Annotated in this window: 14 protein-coding genes; 12 read left to right on the forward strand and 2 right to left on the reverse strand. The window is 60.2% G+C overall.

What is annotated here, in order from left to right:
- Positions 1 to 51 precede the first annotated feature (51 nt).
- Positions 52 to 1,218 (forward strand): DNA replication/repair protein RecF, encoded by a 1,167-nt coding sequence (recF, locus tag ACVWZ1_RS01540; RefSeq protein ID WP_457502350.1) that lies wholly within the window; start codon positions 52 to 54, stop codon positions 1,216 to 1,218.
- A gap of 87 nt (positions 1,219 to 1,305) precedes the next feature.
- On the opposite strand, the gene ACVWZ1_RS01545 is transcribed toward recF, so the two are convergent.
- The gene (locus ACVWZ1_RS01545; protein ID WP_457502372.1) at positions 1,306 to 2,856 is read right to left on the reverse strand and encodes a YifB family Mg chelatase-like AAA ATPase; all 1,551 of its coding nucleotides are present in this window, start codon (positions 2,854 to 2,856) and stop codon (positions 1,306 to 1,308) included.
- 469 nt (positions 2,857 to 3,325) lie between these two features.
- Between ACVWZ1_RS01545 and ACVWZ1_RS01550 the strand changes: the two genes are divergently transcribed.
- The 3 genes from ACVWZ1_RS01550 to ACVWZ1_RS01560 all read left to right on the forward strand — a co-directional run bounded on the left by ACVWZ1_RS01550 (position 3,326) and on the right by ACVWZ1_RS01560 (position 6,649).
- Positions 3,326 to 5,320, forward strand: coding sequence for a peptidase M3 (locus ACVWZ1_RS01550; RefSeq protein WP_457502351.1), 1,995 nt, complete (start codon positions 3,326 to 3,328; stop codon positions 5,318 to 5,320).
- A gap of 32 nt (positions 5,321 to 5,352) precedes the next feature.
- On the forward strand, positions 5,353 to 6,288 hold the full coding sequence (locus ACVWZ1_RS01555; protein WP_457465570.1) for a DNA adenine methylase: 936 nt from the start codon (positions 5,353 to 5,355) through the stop codon (positions 6,286 to 6,288).
- 100 nt (positions 6,289 to 6,388) lie between these two features.
- Positions 6,389 to 6,649 carry a BolA family protein gene (locus ACVWZ1_RS01560; RefSeq protein WP_414419595.1) on the forward strand — a complete coding sequence of 87 codons (261 nt, stop codon included), beginning with the start codon at positions 6,389 to 6,391 and terminating at the stop codon, positions 6,647 to 6,649.
- 171 nt (positions 6,650 to 6,820) lie between these two features.
- On the opposite strand, the gene ACVWZ1_RS01565 is transcribed toward ACVWZ1_RS01560, so the two are convergent.
- On the reverse strand, positions 6,821 to 7,942 hold the full coding sequence (locus ACVWZ1_RS01565) for a PP2C family protein-serine/threonine phosphatase (RefSeq protein ID WP_457502352.1): 1,122 nt from the start codon (positions 7,940 to 7,942) through the stop codon (positions 6,821 to 6,823).
- Between the two features lie 443 nt (positions 7,943 to 8,385).
- Here ACVWZ1_RS01565 and ACVWZ1_RS01570 point away from each other — a divergent pair, with 443 nt between their 5' ends.
- The 8 genes from ACVWZ1_RS01570 to dnaK all read left to right on the forward strand — a co-directional run bounded on the left by ACVWZ1_RS01570 (position 8,386) and on the right by dnaK (position 20,146).
- Positions 8,386 to 10,140: a hypothetical protein gene (locus ACVWZ1_RS01570; protein ID WP_457502353.1), complete on the forward strand. Its 1,755-nt coding sequence runs from the start codon at positions 8,386 to 8,388 to the stop codon at positions 10,138 to 10,140.
- A gap of 84 nt (positions 10,141 to 10,224) precedes the next feature.
- Positions 10,225 to 11,265, forward strand: coding sequence for an NADP(H)-dependent aldo-keto reductase (locus ACVWZ1_RS01575; RefSeq protein WP_457502354.1), 1,041 nt, complete (start codon positions 10,225 to 10,227; stop codon positions 11,263 to 11,265).
- A 173-nt stretch (positions 11,266 to 11,438) separates the two neighbouring features.
- Positions 11,439 to 13,208, forward strand: coding sequence for an S-layer homology domain-containing protein (locus ACVWZ1_RS01580; protein ID WP_457502355.1), 1,770 nt, complete (start codon positions 11,439 to 11,441; stop codon positions 13,206 to 13,208).
- Between the two features lie 134 nt (positions 13,209 to 13,342).
- The gene (locus tag ACVWZ1_RS01585; RefSeq protein WP_457502356.1) at positions 13,343 to 14,275 is read left to right on the forward strand and encodes a hypothetical protein; all 933 of its coding nucleotides are present in this window, start codon (positions 13,343 to 13,345) and stop codon (positions 14,273 to 14,275) included.
- A 66-nt stretch (positions 14,276 to 14,341) separates the two neighbouring features.
- Entirely contained in the window at positions 14,342 to 15,562 is a 1,221-nt protein-coding gene (locus ACVWZ1_RS01590; protein ID WP_414374087.1) for a DUF445 domain-containing protein, read from the forward strand.
- A 40-nt stretch (positions 15,563 to 15,602) separates the two neighbouring features.
- Positions 15,603 to 17,264, forward strand: a complete 1,662-nt coding sequence (locus ACVWZ1_RS01595) for a bifunctional metallophosphatase/5'-nucleotidase (RefSeq protein WP_457502357.1) — start codon at positions 15,603 to 15,605, stop codon at positions 17,262 to 17,264.
- Positions 17,265 to 17,420: 156 nt separating this feature from the next.
- On the forward strand, positions 17,421 to 18,158 hold the full coding sequence (gene grpE, locus ACVWZ1_RS01600) for a nucleotide exchange factor GrpE (protein ID WP_414407151.1): 738 nt from the start codon (positions 17,421 to 17,423) through the stop codon (positions 18,156 to 18,158).
- A gap of 179 nt (positions 18,159 to 18,337) precedes the next feature.
- Entirely contained in the window at positions 18,338 to 20,146 is a 1,809-nt protein-coding gene (dnaK, locus tag ACVWZ1_RS01605; protein ID WP_414329166.1) for a molecular chaperone DnaK, read from the forward strand.
- The last annotated feature ends 25 nt before the right edge of the window (positions 20,147 to 20,171 follow it).

Consider the following 20,171-nt stretch of genomic DNA (forward strand, 5'->3'; position numbering starts at 1 on the left):
GCGGGGGCTGTTCTTGGTTAGATATTGATCGCGTCTTTACATCTGCCCTTAGTGTACCTGCGTTCTCTGCACCTGCGCCACTTTCGCAACTACCGGGATCAAGAGATCACCTTTGACGCGCCCAAAACCATCCTGGTGGGGGAGAACGCCCAGGGCAAGACCAACCTGCTGGAAGCGGTGGAGCTGTTGGCCACCTTGCGCTCGCGGCGGGCCGCTCGGGATCGGGAGCTGGTGCATCAAGAAGAACAGCAGGCGCGGATTGCCGCCACGGTGGAACGGCTGGGGGTGGCCCACGAGCTGGTGATGGAGCTGCGCAGCAGCGGCAGGCGATCCCTGAAGGTGGACGGGCAGGTGCTGCGCCGCCAGGCGGACTTTTTGGGACAGGTGAATGCCGTGGTGTTCTCCAGCCTGGATCTGGAGCTGGTGCGGGGCGCTCCGGAGACGCGGCGCCATTGGTTGGACGGGGTGTTGCTGCAACTGGAGCCGGTTTATCTCGGCCTGGTGGAGCAATATCGCCAGATCCTCAGGCAGCGCAACGCCCTTTTGAAGCAGGATCCCAAGGACTCTGTCCCGCTAACGCAAGCGGCTGCTGGCGTTCAGTTCTCGCAGATGGCCTTCTGGGATGCCCAACTGGCCACCACCGGTAGCCGAATTATGCGCCGCCGCGCCCGACTGCTGCAACGGCTGGAGCCTTTGGCTGCTCACTGGCACCGGGTCATTAGCGGTGGACGGGAAACCCTGACCCTTACCTATCGACCCCAAGTGCCCCTGCCGGATCCCCAGGCCAGCCCCGAAGTGATCCAAGCCCAGTTTTTGGCCGAGATCCGCGCCAAAGCCGCCGCCGAACACTCCCTGGGCAGCTCTCTGGTGGGCCCCCATCGGGATGAAGTGGAGCTGTGCATTAACGGAGTTGCCGCCCGCGCCTATGGATCCCAAGGCCAGCAGCGCACCTTGGTCCTGGCCCTAAAGCTGGCCGAGCTGGAGCTGATCGAGCAGGTGGTCAGGGATCCGCCCTTGCTGCTGTTGGACGATGTGCTGGCAGAGCTGGATCTGCACCGGCAAAACCAACTCTTGGAAGCCATTCAGGAGCGCGTGCAAACCTTGGTTACCACCACCCACCTGGGATCCTTTGACGCCGGCTGGCTCAAAGCCGCCCAAATCCTTCAGGTGCAGGGGGGACAGCTTTTTCCCGACAAAACAGGGGGTGGGATCCCGTAGGGCAGGCCGGAGCTCTGGCAGTGAGGGAAACCCTATCTGGGAGGGGGGCTGGGGGTGGTCGCGTCAGCGGCGCCGAGCGCTTGGGCTTTACAGCCGAGCGCGATCCAGGCTGCGGTATTGAATCGCTTCGGCAATGTGGGTGGGGGCAATGGCCTCCGCGCCCTCGAGATCGGCGATGGTGCGGGCCACCTTGAGGATGCGGTCGCTCCCCCGCGCAGACAGGCCCAGCTTTTGGATGGCGTTCTCCAAGAGCTTGCGACAGGGATCCGAAAGGGAGCACCACTGCCGCAGGTGGCGGGATTGCATCTGGGCGTTGCAGTGGATCCCAGGCTCGTTTTGAAAGCGCTGCCGCTGCCGTTGTCGTGCCCGCTCCACCCGCCGCTGCACCGCTTGGGAAGATTCGCCGCCCTGGGCGCGGACAATTTCTTCCGGCTTAAGGCGGTTGACCCGCACCTGCAGGTCGATGCGATCCAGCAGCGGGCCGGAGAGCTTGGACCAGTAGCGCTCCCGCTGTTGCGGCGTACAGGTGCAGGGGTGAACGGGATCCCCGTAAAAGCCGCAGGGACAGGGGTTGGTGGAGGCCACCAGGGTGGTTTGGGCGGGAAACTCTAGGGAAACGCGGGCGCGGGAGATGGTGACTTTGCCATCTTCCAGGGGTTGGCGCAGCACCTCTAACACCTCCCGCCGGAACTCCGTCAGCTCATCCAGGTACAGGATGCCATGGTGGGCCAGCGAGATTTCCCCGGGCTTGGGGTAGGGGCCGCCACCCACCAGCGCCACTGCCGAAGCCGAATGGTGGGGAGCGCGAAAGGGCCGCTGGGCGATCAGGGGGGTCTGGCGTCCCAGGTGCAGGTTTTGCTGCAACAGGCCGGCTGCCGAGTAGATGCGGGTGATCTCCAACATCTCTTCCCACTGCAGCTGGGGCAGAATGCCGGGCAGTCGCCGCGCCAGCATGGTCTTGCCCGCTCCCGGGCTGCCCACCAGCAACAGGTTGTGCCCGCCGGCTGCCGCGATCTCCAGAGCCCGCCGGGCATGTTCTTGCCCCTTCACATCGGCCAAATCCAGCAGGGGTTCCGTTTCGGTTGGCAACATCTGTTCTGGCTGGATCCGCACCGGCTCAACTCCCTCTGGGTTTTGCAGCCAGCCCACCACCGCCGCCAAGGAGGGCAGCCCATACACTTGGATCCCTTGCACCACCGCTCCTTCCGGCCCATTTTCCTGGGGTACCACCAGGCGGCGGATCCCCATCTCGGCAGCGCTGGCGGCAATAGGCAGAACCCCGGCCACCGGGCGTAGGGTGCCGTCTAGGGCCAATTCCCCCACCATCAGGGTGTTGGCCAGCGCTTCCCCCTCGATCACCCCGGAGGCCGCCAAGATCCCGATGGCAATGGGCAGATCGAAGCTGGGGCCCTCTTTGCGCAGATCGGCAGGGGCCAAGTTGACGATGATCCGCCGCTGGGGTAAAGCAAAGCCGGAGTTCTTGATCGCCGCCCGCACTCGCTCTTTGGCCTCCTGAACGGCAGTATCGGGCAGTCCCACCAAGGTGATCTGGGGCAAGCCACCGCCCACATCCACCTCCACCGTAACCTGCACGGCCTGGAGTCCCAGCAGAGCGGCAGCAGTGACTTGGGCAAACAATGCAGTCACCTCCCTCGGATAGTTCTTTTACCCTTTGCACAAGTGGCCGCAGGCCTATTCTGTCCCAACACGTATCCTGGCCGAAATTGGGATCCCCACGCTGCCGGCTGCATTTGCCCAAGGAGAATGTCACAATCATCTCAGGTTTTTCCTGCCCCAAAGGAGGCACGTCGGTTTTCGCAGTCGCAGTCTTTAATGAATGCGGGATCCCGGATCCGAGCTTGCCGAATGGCTCAGGCTTGGGTTGGCTGTTGCTGCCGCCTTTGCGCAGCACAGCAGCGGTGAGGCTATGTTCTGACCAGGATGGGAACCCCCAGGGGGGGATAGCAGGGATCCGGATCCCTCTGATCGCAGCCTGCACCTCCAACCCAGATTTCCCCAGCCATTTGCCCTTTGGCAGAGGTCAAAAGGCGGGCACACCCCTCTGCCGACAAGCCAACAGAGGGACGACCCCATCTCTAGGAGGCTGATGCCGGTGGTCTTTCCTGCTGCTGAACCCCCTTTCGAGCGTTTCTCTGGCTCTGGGAAAAAGCGCGCCCTAACCTGGAATGAACTGGAGGAGCAGGTGCAGCAGTTTGCCCAGCGCTACCGGGGGCAGGTGGTCCAGCTCAGCCCGCCAGAGCTGGCGGTGGCGCTGCAGGAGTTGTCGGAGCTGACGCAGGCGCTCGCCCTGGCAGCCCATCTTGCCGAGGGTTGCGAGAGCAGCAGCCTTCCAACAGCGATCCCGGCTGAGGCCGAACCAGAGATGGCCTGGACGAAGGCAGACCCCAGCTGGAGGGATCTGGAGCGGGTCATCTCCCTGCAGAGCCAGCTGTTGTTTTTCCCCCTGGAACTGCAATCCCTGACCGCCGTTCCCCTCGGCGAACCCGCAGCTGAGACGCCGCAGGAGCGAGAGGATCGGCCCTCGGATCCCTTGGCCGCTGCTTGTGCCGAGCCGGAGCTGCGCCCCTTTCGCCAGTTTTTGTGTCGCCTCCTGCAGCAGCGGGGTCACCAACAACCGGAGCCTCTGGAGTGCCTGCTCCACCAACAGTACCCAACAGGAAGGTTAGCTTGGCGGCAGTTGTGGCAAGTGACCCTGAACTCGCCTGCCGCGCTCCCAGATCACACCCTTGTCCAGCTAGGAACTCCGTCCCACTGGCGCGAACAGAGCTTACCAACCCACGCCAGCGCCGAAATCCGCTGGGTGGCCTACCAGCGGCTAGTCCAACACCTAGAAGCCCATGCCGATCTGGGTGGGTTTATCCTCAGCACCCTGATCCGCGACCACCTGTGGGAGGCCCAATGGCGGGGCTATGACTCTGCTGCCGACCTGTATCTGGCCCGCCACGGCCTGACTCAAACTTTTTTGGAGAACCTCCTGGAAGGGATCCGCGATCGGTTGGATCTGTTCCAGCGCTATTACCGCCTCAAAAGCCGAAACATGGGGCGTTCCATTCGCATCTGCGATCTGCATGCGCCCTGGGGGGATCCCGTGCCGCCCCTGACCTCTGCTGAGGCCACCTCTCTAATCTGGGCTGCTTTGCAGGACTTTTGCCCTGAGTGTGCTGCCCAGGCCAAACCCTGGCTGCTGGAAGTCGGCGCTATCGCAACCGAGGCAGACAAGCCCACTCGCGTCAGCGAAACAGAGTCCTCGTCTAGACCAGGAGAAACGGGATCCGGCGGGAGCGAGCTCTTGTTGAAGGTTCTTGCTATCATCAGCCAGCGGCTCCGGCCTGAGGATCCCCAAGTTTGGCTGGATCTAGAGGAGATGCAAGGGGCTACTCAGCCGTGGTGCTCTCTACCTCCAGCGCGAACGTGGGGAGTGCAGGCCCACACCATCTTTTTGCAGCAGATACTCCTGGATCACCTGGTTGCATTGGCAGTGGGATCCCCCCGCGTGGGCAGGCCCGCTCTTTACGACCCGGAGGGGCAAGCTGTTCCGCACCGCTGGCGGGAACGCTCCGGCAGCCTCCAGTTGGCCCAGGCCCTGTTGATACATCATCTGGAAGCCCAGTTGCAGGCGGTGTTTTACCAGGGTTTGATCGGTCGGCTGGAGCTGCTCCTCTATCGGTCGGGGATCCCCGAATGGGAAAACGGTGTAACCTACTCCTCCTGGGTGAGCGAAGAGTGGTTGAAGCTGTGTCAGGAGCTGTGCGGAGATGCGGTGGAACTGTTGCCGGAACACCAGTTCTACTGGGTGGGGATGCCGGAGCTGTTTCTCCGCCCCTTCAGTGCCTATCAGGCCAGCCTTGCCAGCCTGGTGGCCTTGGCCTGTCACCGCCGCTATCATGATTCTCCGCGCAACTTTCTGCCCCACTACCTTCGTTGGTTGGCCAGCCCGCCCGGATCCCTGACTTTGGCAGAAACCACCCAGATGCTGCAGGCGGATCTGAGCGACCCAGAGGGAGTGTTGCAGGCGCTGGAGGAGCTGGAGCATTGGATCGAGACGCTAGAAAAGCTGCTGGAAGAGGATCCGGATCGCTGACCCACCCTTGTTCTCTTGGACGTAGGCATGCCCTGCGGCGGGAAGATCCTGCGCCCGACTCCTGCGAACCCACTCCGGCAGCACCAGCCATTAAAGCGCGTCCCTTCCTAAAATGGGCAGGGGGGAAAGGGCAACTGCTCAGCCAATACGAACCCTTTTTCCCTCGCACCTGGAACACCTATCACGAGCCCTTTTTGGGGGGTGGAGCGGTCTTTTTTCATCTGGCCCAAGGGATCCCATCGGGTTCTCGACACTTTGTTTTGTCGGATATCAACCCTGAGCTGGTGAATGTGTATCGCTGCGTGCGGGATCACGTGGAGGAGCTTATCGCCCTGCTCAGCCACCACCAAGCCCACCACAGCCGGGATTATTACTACACCATCCGCGCGGCTCGATTTGAAGATCCGGCGCAACGGGCTGCCCGCCTGCTGTATCTGAACAAGACCTGTTTTAATGGCCTCTACCGGGAAAACTCGCGGGGAGAGTTCAATGTCCCTTTGGGCCGTTACCGTAATCCCCGCATTTGCGACGCGGAGAACCTACGGGCCGTGGCACGAGTTTTGCAAGGCGTGGAGATCACAGTGCAGCCGTTTTGGCAGGTGCTAGAACGGGCCGAACCCGGAGATTTCGTCTATTTGGATCCCCCTTACCATCCCCTTTCTGCCAGCAGCAGCTTCACCGCCTACAGCCGGTTTGCCTTCGGCGAAGCGGAACAGATCCGCCTGCGAGAAGTGTTTGGAACCTTGGCCGACCGAGGCGTGCAGGTGCTGCTCTCCAATTCCGATTGCCCCTTCGTGCGGGAACTGTACCGGGATTACCCCATCCAGACCATCTCCGCCAGCCGTGCCATCAACGCCCAGGGCCACAAACGCGGCCCCATCACCGAGGTCTTGGTGCTGAGCCATCCCAGCCTGGCCTCTGCCCGTAGTGGGCCGGAAGGGATCCCGTTTTGCCCCAGAACCGTCTAAGGTGGACGCGATAGCGGTGCGGAGCACAATGGATGAGCAGGTCGAGATCCGAGGCGGGATCTTGAGCTTGGACACAGTGAGACCACGGGGACAACAGCGCATGGATCCACGAGAAATTGAGGCGTTGGTACGGGCCGCCCTGCCCGGTGCGAGAGTACAGGTGGAAGACACGGTCGGCGATGGCCACCATTTCCAGGCCATTGTGGTGGCGGAACAATTCCAGGGCTTGCCCCTGATCAAACAGCACCGGCTGGTGAATGAGGCCCTGAAAGCCTACCTGCAGGATGGCCGCCTACATGCTTTGGCCCTGCGCACCTTTACCCCCGCTCAGTGGGAGCAACTCCAGGGGCCGGATGGCTGATCGCGACAGCAGGACAGAGTCCCCTTGAGCCAAGAGGGTCATTTCCGGTCGCGCTGGGCATCGCCTCGATTCCCGGCTCCTCTCTTCCTTTGGGAAAGGGGCTGGAGCTGTCGCAAACGGGAATCCTCAAGGGATCGCCTCAAAGCGGCTTGAAACAGCCACAACCCACCTCTAACCAAAGCTGACGCGGAGCAGGGAAAAATCATCTTCAAAGTCCGTCCGCCCCTGAAAGGATTGGGCCTGATGGATCACCTGATCCAAACTATTGCCAGCGCCCTTGCTCAGCAGGGCTATCAAATTGTCCAGCCCCCAGATTTCTCTCTGGGGGTTTATGACTTCGTAAACTCCATCACTGAACAGGTAGAGATGGCTGTTCTCCGGGATCCGCACCTGATCCCTTTGAAAAGTGAGGTCGGGCAAAATGCCAATGGGCAAGTTGGCAGTCTTCAGCAGGAGCGAATCCTGACCCTGGATGAGCAGAGCAGGTGGGTGGCCGGCACTGGCAAAAGAGAGCAGACGGGATCCCGGCTGATAAACCCCATACCAAAGGGTGAAGTACATCTCATGGTGGGATCCCATTTGAAAAGAGTGGTTGAGGGCGCGCAAGACCGCGTCCGGCTGGCGGGGATCGGCATCGGCCAAGCCTTGAGCGCGCAACTGGTTCATCACCGACACCGACAACAAAGCGGATCCCACCCCATGCCCCGACACATCCAGCAGATAGATGGCCAGGTGTTCCTCATCCAGCCAATGATAGTTAAACGAATCTCCCCCCAATTCCTGGGAGGGTAAAAAGCGCCACTCGAGGGTCACTTTGCAGTCGGGAAAATAGGCCGGCTCCGGCAGGAGAGAACGCACATAGCTGGCCGCCTCGGCCAATTCTGCCCGTAACCTGGCCGTTTGCTGCTGCAGGTCATAGCTGAGCTGGTGCAAGCGCAGCCCGGCCCGCACACGTGCCCGCAACTCATTGGGGTCGATGGGTTTGCTTAGAAATTCATCTGCTCCGGCATCCAGGCCCTGGATGCGGTCTTCGACCTCGGTGCGAGCGGTGAGCAAAATAAAAAACGTCGTGGAAAACTTGGGATCGGCTTTGATGCGTCGGCAAACCTCTAGTCCATCCATGTCCGGCATCATCCAATCGCAGATGATCAGCCCCGGCACCAGCAGGTGGGCTTGCTCCAGTCCCTCGGAACCGTTGCTGGCCATCTCCACGGTGTAGCCCTGTCGCTCCAGGGATCGCTTCAACACCAGCCGAATTGTGGGATCGTCGTCAACAATCAAAATGGTCGTCATGACCGCTGCACCCCAATCCCAAAGTCAAAACGCATTCAAACCCAACTCCAGCCCAATACCCCATACTGGTAGGCAGATCTTTCATCCTAGCTTAGGGGTTGCAGCAGGAAAACCAGCTCGGCAAGCAGTCCACGACAAAGGGGTGAAGCCTCAGCAGCCTCATCCATCAGAGCTGAAGGTACGTATCGATTTGTGGATCCTCAAAACCGTGGTTGCACGCTACCCAAAAGCTAACCGTTTCCAGATACTGGTGGCGGGAGACAATTCGAGGCAGATTCTGGGCAGATTCTTCTTGAGAGACTTTCATTGGATACAGAGATACAGATCACACTCATCCATCCTTCGCCGACTTAGAGTGAACGTTAAGATTCAATAGCCTTTACCGCATGAGCACATCTCCCCCATCCTTATCCCCTTCCGCCGTTCAGGATTCGCGGGCGAGCTTGCCTCCGGGACCTAGCGAAGCTCACAGGGGAGAAATCCGGCTGGAGGACTTGGATGAGAAGCAATTGTTGGCCGGCCTATCGTCGGTGGTGTTGAACCCAGCAGCTTGGAGTTGCTTCAGCGTCAGCGAAACCAGCCGCCTGCTACGCCCCCTGCAAATCTGCCCCGACTTGACAGGAACTCCCGTTCTCTCCCCAGGGGCCACTGCCGAAGTGGTCTATAAGTTCCTGCTGAGCGACGGTCGGATCGGGACTATGAAGGGGCTGATCTCCATCGAAGACTTCCGCAGCGAGCGGCTGCGCTCTGTTTACGATCAGCTTCACATCGAAAAGGTTATCCCGGCCTTCACCGAGTCGGTTGTGGTGCAGATTATCGATCATTTAAAACCGATTTTTGCCCGCGACTTGGATGAGCTGCTTTGGCAAGAAAGCTTTTACTTCACCCCTCAGGATCTGCGCCAGCAGGAGTTTCTGTTGCGTGGCCTACGGCCCGAGGCGATCCCACGCAGCTTTCGGCCTCACCTGCAGAGGGTCTACACCCAGATTATGAGGGTGTGCCGCAGCTTGCCCAACATCGCTTTCCAACTGTGTCTGCGGGCCTACTTAGAGTACAACGAGGTCAAGAACAGGCATCTGCTGGCGCTTCTGCTCAGCAAGTATTTTTACACGCTCTACCGCATTGGTGGGTTGGACGGTTGGGAAAGTGGGGATTCGGTGGAGCTGGGATCCCTGCGCTCTGCCAGTGGGCGAGTTCGCCTCCAGGCTCTTTCTCGCCTCTTAACCCTGAACAATGACAGCGACGCTCCCCTGGTGGGGATTGGGGGCACCGGGCCGGGGGGCAGCTATTTCAGCGGGGAACGGGAGCCTACTGGTGTTGAGATGGTGAGCTCAGAAGAGATTGAAAAGCTGCGGCAAGATGTGGAGGTGGCCCGCGGCCAGATCACCGAGGCCCAGCAATTGGTGGCCCAATATCAGGAGGAGAAAAAACAGGAACTGCTCACCCGCCTTCAGGATCCGGAAAAGTTTCTCCTCTTCAGCATTCATCAGTTTTTTGACACCCTCTTCGGATCCCTGCCCGGAGAGGTGAAAAGCGAGTACGGGGCAGTTTGGGTGCCGCGCACCTCCTACTTGGATGAGAAGGAGCGAGACAAGCTGACAGAGCATTTGCGCCTGATCACCAGCGAGGCCTATTTGGTCAGCGTTCCCTCTGCCGAGGCCACCCTCATCGGCTATTGGCGAGTTTTGGCGGATTCCTTCTACAACCAATGGGTTTTGAATCAGTATAAGCAATTGCAGAGCTATGGGGTGGATTTGGAGCAACAGGGCATCCAGATTCTGGAACGAGAACGATTTCTGGATGAGGTTCAGTTGCGCTTTGCCGCCCGCCACCGAGAAATTGTGACTCAAAATGTAGAGAAAATCACCCGAATTGTGGTGGATAGCCTGGCCAAACGGGTGGCCCTCAATACCAGCCAGCAAAGTTTTCAGGCCATGCGGGCCAAGTTGACCACTGTTTTGGATATGGACATTTCCCGCAAGGACGTGGGAGAAGTCAAGCGGCTGATCGACTACTTCACCGATGTGTTTTTGGGCAAGCGGGAGGAGCTGCGCTCCCCCTATCCGGTGGGCACGATTTTACAAGTCAAGGCGGCCATTGAGGCTCGCCCCCCCGATAGCCGCACCCGCATTGGTCTGGAAATTTTGGGTCAGCTCTACCGCGAGTACGTTCCCCTGCTGGGATCCGCACCGAGGTAGGAGGGGGGCAGAGCGGCGGATCCCGTGGGCCGACAGGTTTTGGGCAGAATGGGGACTGGCGTGCTGTCTAGATGGAGATTCCCCATGCGCTACCGCCAGCTTGGCCACAGCCCTTTGCAAGTTTCGGAGATCTGCCTGGGCACCATGACCTTTGGGCAGCAAAATACTTTGGCCGAGGCTTTTGAACAACTCGACTACGCGGTGGAGCACGGGATCAACTTCATCGATACCGCCGAGATGTACCCGGTGCCGGCGCGGGCGGAAACCCAGGGATCCACCGAGCGCTACATCGGCGAGTGGCTGCAACACCAACCGCGGCATCGCCTGATCCTGGCCACCAAGATCACCGGCCCTGGTCGGCCCTGGCATTGGATTCGCGGCGGATCCCTGTCCATCACCCGCGACAACCTCAAGCAGGCGGTGGCCGATAGCCTCAAACGCCTGAAGACCGACTACATCGACCTCTACCAGATCCACTGGCCGGATCGCTACGTGCCCCTGTTTGGGGGCGTTGCCTACGATCCCAGCCAAGAGCGGCCCACCGTTCCCATCGCCGAGCAGTTGCAGGCTCTGGCGGAATTGGTGCAAGAGGGTCTCATTCGCTACATCGGCCTGAGCAACGAAACCCCTTGGGGGGTGAGCAAGTTCTGCCACGTGGCCGAGCAGCTGGGCCTGCCCAAGGTGGTCTCGATTCAGAATGCCTACAGCCTCATCAACCGCACGTTTGAAATGGGCCTGGCGGAAGTCTGCCGCCACGAGCAGGTGGGATTGCTGGCCTACAGCCCCTTGGCCTTTGGGCTGCTGACGGGCAAGTATCTGGGGGGGGTGAAGCCGCCGGGATCCCGTTTGGCCTTGTTTGAAGGCTTTGGCCAGCGGTACCGCAAGCCCAATGTGGAAGAAGCGGTGGCCGCCTATGTGCAAATTGCCCGCCGGCACGGCCTGACACCGGCCCAGTTGGCTTTGGCCTTTGTGCGCAGCCGCTGGTTTGTTACCAGCACCATCATCGGGGCCACCAGCCTGACCCAACTTAAAGAGAACCTCAGTTGCCTGGATGTGGAACTGTCCCCGCAGCTCCTGGCGGAGATCGAGGCGGTGCACCAGCGCTACCCCAATCCTGCCCCCTGAAAGGTTGGCGAAACCGGTGGCCAGACAGAACTTTTCAGAAGGTTTCCTCGTCTGGATGTGCGGTTTGGATATCCTCTCCAACTTTTCTGTCCGGCCAGTTTCTATGGCCTCTCCCAGCCAAGAGTGGGGATCCAAGACTGTAAATCCCGTACCCAGAACCTGAGGTGTGAACGATGCGTGAGCTTTCCCTTTGGCAGGGTTGGAAAACCGCCGCTTTGGTGATCAGTTGCAGCAGCTTGGCCTGGCTTGGGGATCCCGCTTGGGCCCAACTGTCCGATATCAGCACCTATTGGGGTGCCCAGTACATTGCCGGGTTGAATGAACGACAGATCATCGGTGGCTTCCCGGATGGCACCTTTCGCCCCAACGAGTCCATCACCCGTGCCCAATTTGCCGTTATTGTCACCAAGGCTTTTGGCCTAGATACCAACGTTCCTGTGCGCTCCTTTGCCGATCCCATTCCCAGTTGGGCGGCTCCCTCCATCGGCGCGGCGGCAGCGGCAGGGTTTGTTTCCGGCTTTCCGGACGGCACCTTTCGCCCCAACGATGTGCTCACCCGTGCGCAGGCCATCACTGTCCTGACCCGTGCCGCCACCAACGGTAGGCTCATCGAGGATCCCGGTCAAATTGACGCGATCCTGGCCGGGTTTGGCGATGCCAATTTGGTTCCCAACTTTGCCCGCGCCCCCATCGCGACAGCGGTTCAGGAAGGGCTGTTGGTGCTCTACCCCAACCCCACTCAATTGAATGCCCAGGCGGTGGCCACGCGGGGGGAAGTGGCTGCCCTTACCTACCAAGCGCTGGCCAAGGTGGGCCGGGTGCCCAATTTGGATCCGCCGGTGGGGGCTGCCATTCCCGGCCCTGGGATCCGCACCGAGCTCCTTGCCCAGGTCACCCCTACGCCCGAACCCCTGGCCACGCCAGACATTCCCATTGAGCCTCTGGTGGAAACGCTGCCCGCCGCTCCAGAGGTGAGAACCTTCTTTGCCCGCGAAGAGCTGGGATCTGTAAACCCAGGAGATACGATTACCGTGTTTTTGCTGGGATCCCCAGGTGCGCAGGGATCGTTTTCCATCCCCGGCATTGCCTACAACCTGCCGCTGCAGGAAACCCGCCCAGGGCAATACGAGGGCAGCTACACCTTCCGCAGCCAAGACCGAGCCTCAGAAGCCCCTGTTTTCGCCCGCCTGGAGCGGGATGGACTGGTGACCCTGGTGCAGTTGCCGGACAAAACCATTACCATCGGGCGGGTTACCGACACCACCTTCCCCACCATCAGCGAACTGGCCCCTCCCAATGGATCCCTAACCGACAACTCTCGCCCCTCCATCTCAGCCCGTTTCCAGGACGACCAGGGAATCGACCTCAATAGCTTTACCTTGCTGGTGAACAACGCGGATGTCACCGCCCAAGCCCAGCTCACCCGCACCGGCTTCGCCTACACCCCAGCCGAGCCGCTGCCCACCGATCGACCGACCTTGATCGCCGTCCAAATTGCCGATACCAGCGGCAACACCACCATCCAGCAGTGGTCTTTCCAGGTGCAGGCCGCCCAGCCCACTCCCACACCAACTCCAACACCAACCCCGACACCAGCAGCGACACCCACACCGACCCCAACACCAACCCCAACACCGACAGCAACACCCACTCCCACGCTGACTTCAACACCAACCCCGACACCTACGCCCGCCCCAACACTCACCCCCACGCCACCCACACCGACCCCCACGCCGGAAGCTACACCCACTCCGACTCCACAGCCTGGCGGGGAGCCTTCACCTTCTCCTTCTCCAGAAGGACGGTCTCCTGCAGAACCCAAGCCGGAGTCCAGCCCCGAGGCTCAGGAGAGTGAGGCTACAGAGTCTCCTAAGCCAGAATCCCCAGCCCCCCAGCCAGGGGATCCCGGCGGACCGACTCCTTCTCCTTCCCCCAGCCCCTAGGGAAAACTCGATCCAGACCCCGAACAGGCTCAATAGTGTTTTAAGAGCTTCTGATCCCTTAATACCTACTAAATCTAGTGGGCACAAGCGGGGCAGGATGTTAAGCTACTGCCAGTTGCGACCGGATGGGATCCATGAGCTCAACCTTGCAGCCGTTCCTGCATTTGTTGCAGAGGAGTTCCTTTTGGGGGGTGTCGGGTGGGATGTTGATGGCCGCTGCTGTTGCCCCGGTTGCCGCTCAGCAGTTCGAGTTCACCCCTCAGCCGGTGCCCCCCAGGGGGGATCCCGTCCCTACCTTGCCCTTGCTGAGTGCTCCGCCCTCCCCCAGCTCTGCCACGGCCCTGCCACCGGTACCTCAGGTGCCGCAAATGCCGCTGGATCCCACAGCTCCGGCCTTGGATCCGATCCCGGTGGTGCCCGTTCAAGCGGCCCCAGGTGGACAACTCCCCCAAGGCGAGGCCTATTCCTATCAACGTCGGCCCGACCTCAGCCCAGGTGGGGATCTCCCTGGAGCCACGCGGGGCGAGCTGCCTGCCGGCACCCGTATTCTCCTCACGGTCTACCGCCCCATCACTTTCCAGCCCTACCAGGCCATCAACGGCCACCTGGAAGTCTCCGAGCCGGTGGTGGATCGCTTTGGCCAGGTGGTGATCCCGGCAGGGAGTGTAGTGTGGGGCACTTTTGAGCCGGTTTACCGAGAACTGAAGTTGTCTGGCCGGGAGGCGGAGAGCGCCGATCCCCAAGAGCGGGTCGTCGGCAGCCGCTTTGTGGCCAACCGCCTCACCATCGGCTCTTCCACCTACTTGGTGAGAGGCCAATCTGCGCCGCTACCAGTCGGGTTGGATCGCAACGCCGACGTCGGCACAACTGTAGCCCGCGGGGCAGGCTATGGGGCAGCAGGTGGGTTGGCCTTGGGGATCCTCACGGGGGGATGGGGCTTTTTGCCGATCTTGGCCGGCAGCTTGGCCGGCGCTGCGGCAGGCAGTACCAATATTGACCGGGTGGTGACGCTGCAGCCCAATACGTTGGTGGAGCTGGAACTGACCGATAGCCTGATCATCCAATAACTGGTCAACGCTCTCTTGCGCTGGGGCAGGTCAGTAGAGTAGAAGAGAGCACCCTCAATTGCTTCCATGGCCTTCTGGATCTACGTTGTGCCCCCGCTGGCCGGGCTGGTGATCGGCTATTTCACCAACGACATTGCCATCAAAATGCTGTTCCGGCCCTACCGCCCCTATCGGGTTTTCGGCTGGCGCATCCCCTTCACCCCCGGTTTGATCCCGCAGAACCAACCCCGTCTGGCCAAGCAGATCGCCAAGACCATCATGGGATCCCTGCTCACGCCGGAGGAACTGCACAATCTGGCCCGCAAGCTGCTGCAAACCGAGCGCATGCAAGCTGGGATCCGCTGGCTGCTGGGGGTAGCTCTGGATCGGCTGCAAAACCCTGAGCAGCAGCAGCAAACCGCCCAGGTGTTGGCGCGCATTTTGGCCGATCTGTTTAACGAGTCGTTGCCCCGCCTGGTGAAGGTGCTGGCCCGTCAAGAAACCTTTTTGGAAGGGCCGATTAACCAACTGTTCGACCAAGTGTTGCTGGAGCTGCGTCTCAGTGCCGAGCAGGCCAAGCAGCTCTCGGAGTGGATCCTGAAGCAGGCGCTGCCCCCAAAGGTGTTGCGGCAGAACTTGGTGGACTTTCTCACCGATCGCAACATCGAATCCCTTGACGAGGAGTTTCGTGAACGAGCGACCGGCTCCTACTGGGTGGTGGCCAACTTGTTCGGCCTGAAAAATGCCCTGTTGCGCCTGCGCACCTATTGTCTAGAAGAGCCGGAAGGGGCAGAAGCCATCTTGGAAGATCTGCTCAAAGACATCAACGCCTCCCGCCGCCTGACCGAGATCCTGCAGAACCTCTCGCTGCAAAACCTGCCGGTTTCCGCCGTGCGTCAGTTGCGCCGTGCCCTCCGCGACGGGATCCAAGATTACCTGCGCAGCCAAGGGCCAGAGGTTATCAAAGGGCTGGGGGAGACCATCGATTGGGAAAAAGTGGCCAGCCTGGTGTTGGGACGCCTGCGCAACTCCAAGGCGTTGATCACCTCCATCGATCAGATCAGCGCCGACCTGGCTTTGGTCTTGGAGCGCTACCTAGAACGGGATCTCGAATCCCTGATGATGCAGGTGATCCCGGTGTTGAACCTGGATCAGGTCATCGCCGATAAAGTCAACGCCACCTCCCCTGCCGACCTGGAGCAGGCCATCCAGCAGATTGTGCGCCAAGAACTCCAGGCCATTGTCAACTTAGGCGGCCTCCTCGGCTTTTTGGTGGGCTGTGTGCAGGTGCTGTTCTTGCTGGGCTGACGAGTTTGGGTTGGGCTTTGACTTTGGCTATGATATGAGAATGCGATTAACAATTCTCCACACTTCGGATCTCCATGCCAATCTACATCCCTGGAACTACTTCACCGGGATCCCTGCGGAGCACGGTTTAGCCAAGCTGGCCACCCTCATCAAGCGCGTGCGAGCAGCCAGTGAGGATCCCGTCCTGCTCATCGACAGCGGCGACACCATTCAGGGATCCCCTTTAGGCAGCTACTATGCGCAAGTGGAGCGCGTCTCCCCTCACCCCTTGGCTCATGCTCTCAACGCCTTGGGCTACGACGCCTTTACCCCCGGCAACCACGACTTTAACTTTGGGCTGCAAGTTCTCCAGGATTTTATCGGCGATCTCCGCTGTCCGGTGCTCTGCGCCAACATCCTCCGCCAGAATGGGGATCCCCTCTTCCAGCCCTACCTGATCCGGGAATTGGCCGGGGTTCGCGTTGGCTTGCTAGGGCTGACCACCCCCCGCATCGACACCTGGGAGCGACCCGACTACATTGCGGGGCTGCGCTTTGCCCCCTTGTTGGAGACCGCCCGACACTACCTATCGCTGCTGCGACCTCAGGTGGATGTTTTGATCTTGATCCTGCACAGCGGCCCCAACCAATTGCCCGCCCTGCGCACCCCTGAGCATTGGCACAACCCAGATCGCTCCGGCTGGTGCAGCAACAAAAGCCTGGCAGGGGAAAACGAACTGTTGGCCCTGGCCGAACTGGACGGCATTGACGTCATCCTCTCCGGCCATACCCACCAGACCATCGCCGGTCTGGGGGGATCCCAAGCTCTGGTAGTTCAGCCCGGCTATTGGGGCAGCCACCTCTCCCAGGTATCCCTGGAGCTGGAGCGCCAGGGCAGCCGCTGGCAAATCATCAGCAAAAGCGCACAGCTCCTCTCCGCCGAAGGGATCCCTCCCGATCCCGAACTCTTGGCCTTGACAGAGCCCTATCATCAAGCCACCCTGCGCTACATCCGTCAGCCCATTGGCCAAGCCCGTTCTGCCTATAGCGGCGGTCTGGCAGCCCGTCTGGGGGCCAACCCTCTGGCAGAGCTGCTCCATCAGGCCCAATTGCAAGCAGTGCGGGAGGCAGGATTCCCCGCAGAGCTCTCCCTGGTCAACATCTGCAGCAGCGCCGGCCTGTCAGCAGGCCCCATCTCCCTGCAAGATGCCTACAGCCTCACCGTCTACGACAACACCCTCTGCGTTTTGGAGATCACCGGAGATATTCTGCGGCGCGCCCTGGAACAGACTGCCGGCTATTTTCGCCAGTTGGATCCCAATCACCTTCCCGCCGATCCTGCTGCCGTCGTGGCCCCCGAAGCCCGCGGCTACACCTTCGACCTCTACCACGGCATCGACTACTGCTTCGATCTCACCCGCCCCGTAGGAAAGCGCCTGGTGACCTTACAATTCCGCGGACAGCCGGTGGAACCAGCACAGACCTTTCGCCTGGCCATTAACCACTACCGAGCCGGCGGCGGCGGCGGTTACAGCATGTTCCAAGAAGCCCAAACCCTGTGGATCTCAGCCGATAGCATCCGCGACTTTCTGGTCTACTATATTCACACCCACTCCCCCATTCAACCCATCTACAGCCCCAACTGGCGCCTAATCCCCGACTTGGCCAAGATCTACTTCCCCGATTGCCTGGGCCGGCCACGGGAACATCTGCTGGTCGGCTAGGAAAGAAAAGATATTGACTTCAACTGGCTGAAAGAGAACCCGGTAGAATACGATCAACACAGAGCCTGGTTTGGCTGAGTGCAGCGGCGGTTTTGAAACTGCCAAACTGGGGATATCCGAGTCACTGCTCATTGCTCACACTTGCCGACATCGCCCATGACTGCCGAAGAGAAGCAACCGATGGCCCCAGAAGATACCTATCCTGAACTACAGGAAGAAGAGATCGACGTAGAGGCAGAGCTGGAGAAGCTGATTTTGGAAGATAGCGAAGCAGAAGCCGGTACCTCCTCCGGAGAAACCGCAGCTGAGCCTTCTCCAGATCCCGGTGAAGCTCTCAAGCAGCTCCAGCACGAGTTGGAAGTTGTCCGCCAGCAACTCAAAGAGAAAGAAGACGCCTACCTGCGCCTCTACGCCGATTTTGAAAACTACCGGCGGCGTACCCAGCGGGAAAAAGAAGAGTTCAGCCAAAAAGAACGGCAGAAATTTGTGCTGGAGATCTTGCCTGTTGTGGACAGCTTTGAGCGGGCTCAGCAGCAGCTGAAGCTGGAAACCGACCGCGAGCGGGAGTTGCACAACAGCTACCAGAGCGTCTACCGCCTGCTGGTGGAATGCCTGAAGAAGATGGGCGTCTCCCGCATGAAATCGGTGGGCCAGCCCTTCGACCCCAACCTGCACGAAGCCATAGCCCGTCAGCCCAGCCCAGACTATCCCGAGGATGTGGTAGCCATCGAATATCAGCCAGGTTACAAGCTGGGGGACTTGGTGATCCGTCATGCCATGGTGGCCGTCTCGGCGGGCAGCCCCAGCTCTGAACCATCCCCCCCAGCCCAAGCCACCATCGAAGCTGGTCCGGAAAACACGCCCGCCTCTCCCCAAAACCCCCAACCTTCCTAGCCGAACTTGCTCACTTGAACCTTGACAAACAGAGCCAGAGCAGTCTCAGAAACGCTACAGTAAAGCTACGGAGACGAAAGCAACGTCTGAAGGTTTCTGCGGGATTCTGGGCAGAATGCTTTTAAGATCCGTGGAATCGCGTTCTTGGGTTGAGACTTGGCGCACGGGAAGAGGGGGCTATGGGTAAAGTCATCGGGATTGACCTGGGAACCACCAACAGTTGCGTGGCGGTTTTGGAAGGTGGTCAGCCCGTTGTGATTACCAACGCCGAGGGAGGGCGCACCACCCCCAGCATTGTCGGCTTCGCCAAGAACAACACCCGCTTGGTGGGCCAACTGGCCAAGCGCCAGGCGGTTACCAATGCTGAAAACACCATCTTCAGCATCAAACGCTTCATTGGCCGCACCTTTGCCGAGACCGAAGATGAGCGGAGGCGGGTTCCCTACAAAGTCATCCCCGGTCGAGACAACATGGTGGAAGTGGCGGTGCAAGATCGCGCCTACACTCCGCAGGAGATCTCCGCCATGATCCTGCAAAAGCTGAAGGCCGATGCGGAGGCCTATCTGGGGGAGCCGGTGACCCAAGCCGTGATCACCGTTCCCGCCTATTTTACCGATGCCCAGCGGCAGGCCACCAAAGATGCGGGCACCATTGCCGGCCTGGAGGTGCTGCGCATCATCAACGAGCCGACAGCAGCCGCCCTGGCCTATGGCCTAGACAAACAAGATCAAGACCTACGCATTCTGGTTTTCGATTTGGGTGGCGGCACCTTCGATGTCTCGGTGCTGCAACTGGGCAGCGGCGTGTTTGAGGTGCAAGCGACTGCCGGCAACAACCACCTGGGGGGGGATGATTTCGACCAAAGAATTGTCGATTGGCTCATCCGTCAGTTTTTGGAGACGGAAGGGATCGACCTCTCGCGGGATCGCATGGCCCTGCAGCGGATGCGGGAGGCTGCTGAGAAGGCCAAAATTGAGCTGTCCAGCACCCAGGTTACACTCATTAACCTGCCTTTTATCACCGCCGACGATTCGGGGCCCAAGCACCTGGAAGTGGAGCTGACCCGCGGCAAGTTTGAGGAGTTGGTGCGGGATCTGGTGGAGGCCACCGTGGAGCCTACAGAACAGGCGCTGCGGGATGCTGGCCTCTCCCCTGCAGACATCGACCGCGTGCTGCTGGTGGGCGGCTCTACTCGTATTCCCGCTGTCCAGGAGAAAATTCGGCAAATCTTCAAAAAAAACCCAGATCGCTCTGTCAACCCGGACGAGGCGGTGGCCCTTGGCGCTGCCATCCAGGCAGGCGTGGTGGGTGGAGAAGTGAAAGATCTACTGCTGCTGGACGTGATCCCTCTCTCGATTGGGGTGGAAACGCTGGGGGGAGTCTTCACCCGCATCATCGAGCGCAACACCACCATTCCCACCAGTAAAACCCAGATTTTCTCCACTGCCACCGATGGCCAGAGTGTGGTGGAGATTCACGTCCTGCAGGGAGAGCGGGCCATGGCCAAAGACAACAAAACCTTGGGCCGCTTTCAGCTGACCGGGATCCCGCCGGCTCCCCGTGGGGTGCCCCAGATCGAGGTTTCTTTTGACATCGATGCCAACGGGATCTTGAAAGTCTCGGCTCGGGAAAAGGGGACAGGAATCGAGCAGAGCGTCAAGATCACCAACAACGGTGGCTTGAGCAGCAGCGAGATCGAGCGAATGCGTCGGGAAGCGGAGGCCTATGCCGAAGAAGATCAGCGCCGGCGGCAGTTGGTGGAAGCCCGCAACCAGTCAGATAGCCTGCTCTACAACTACGACAAAACCCTGCAGGAGCATGGCAATCGCCTCAGCGAAGCTCGAATCCAGCGGGGGGCTCAGGTGGCGGGCACATTGAGGGCATTGCTGGCAAATGATAACGTAGACTTAGCAACTTTACGGAACGCAATGGAAGAACTGCGGGCTGTCCTGCTGGAGATGGGTAGCGAGATCTATGGAGCTCGCTGAGGATTCTAGGCAACTGCTTGCTCTC

This window comes from Thermostichus sp. MS-CIW-25, from assembly GCF_054060015.1.

Bases quoted from the DNA above. Each gene is read 5' to 3' on its own strand.
- ACVWZ1_RS01550 (WP_457502351.1), top strand. From the start codon at position 3,326: ATGCCGGTGGTCTTTCCTGCTGCTGAACCCCCTTTCGAGCGTTTCTCT.
- ACVWZ1_RS01560 (WP_414419595.1), top strand. From the start codon at position 6,389: ATGGATCCACGAGAAATTGAGGCGTTGGTACGGGCCGCCCTGCCCGGT.
- ACVWZ1_RS01565 (WP_457502352.1), bottom strand. From the start codon at position 7,942: ATGACGACCATTTTGATTGTTGACGACGATCCCACAATTCGGCTGGTG.
- ACVWZ1_RS01575 (WP_457502354.1), top strand. From the start codon at position 10,225: ATGCGCTACCGCCAGCTTGGCCACAGCCCTTTGCAAGTTTCGGAGATC.
- ACVWZ1_RS01580 (WP_457502355.1), top strand. From the start codon at position 11,439: ATGCGTGAGCTTTCCCTTTGGCAGGGTTGGAAAACCGCCGCTTTGGTG.
- ACVWZ1_RS01585 (WP_457502356.1), top strand. From the start codon at position 13,343: ATGAGCTCAACCTTGCAGCCGTTCCTGCATTTGTTGCAGAGGAGTTCC.
- ACVWZ1_RS01590 (WP_414374087.1), top strand. From the start codon at position 14,342: ATGGCCTTCTGGATCTACGTTGTGCCCCCGCTGGCCGGGCTGGTGATC.
- ACVWZ1_RS01595 (WP_457502357.1), top strand. From the start codon at position 15,603: ATGCGATTAACAATTCTCCACACTTCGGATCTCCATGCCAATCTACAT.
- grpE (WP_414407151.1), top strand. From the start codon at position 17,421: ATGACTGCCGAAGAGAAGCAACCGATGGCCCCAGAAGATACCTATCCT.
- dnaK (WP_414329166.1), top strand. From the start codon at position 18,338: ATGGGTAAAGTCATCGGGATTGACCTGGGAACCACCAACAGTTGCGTG.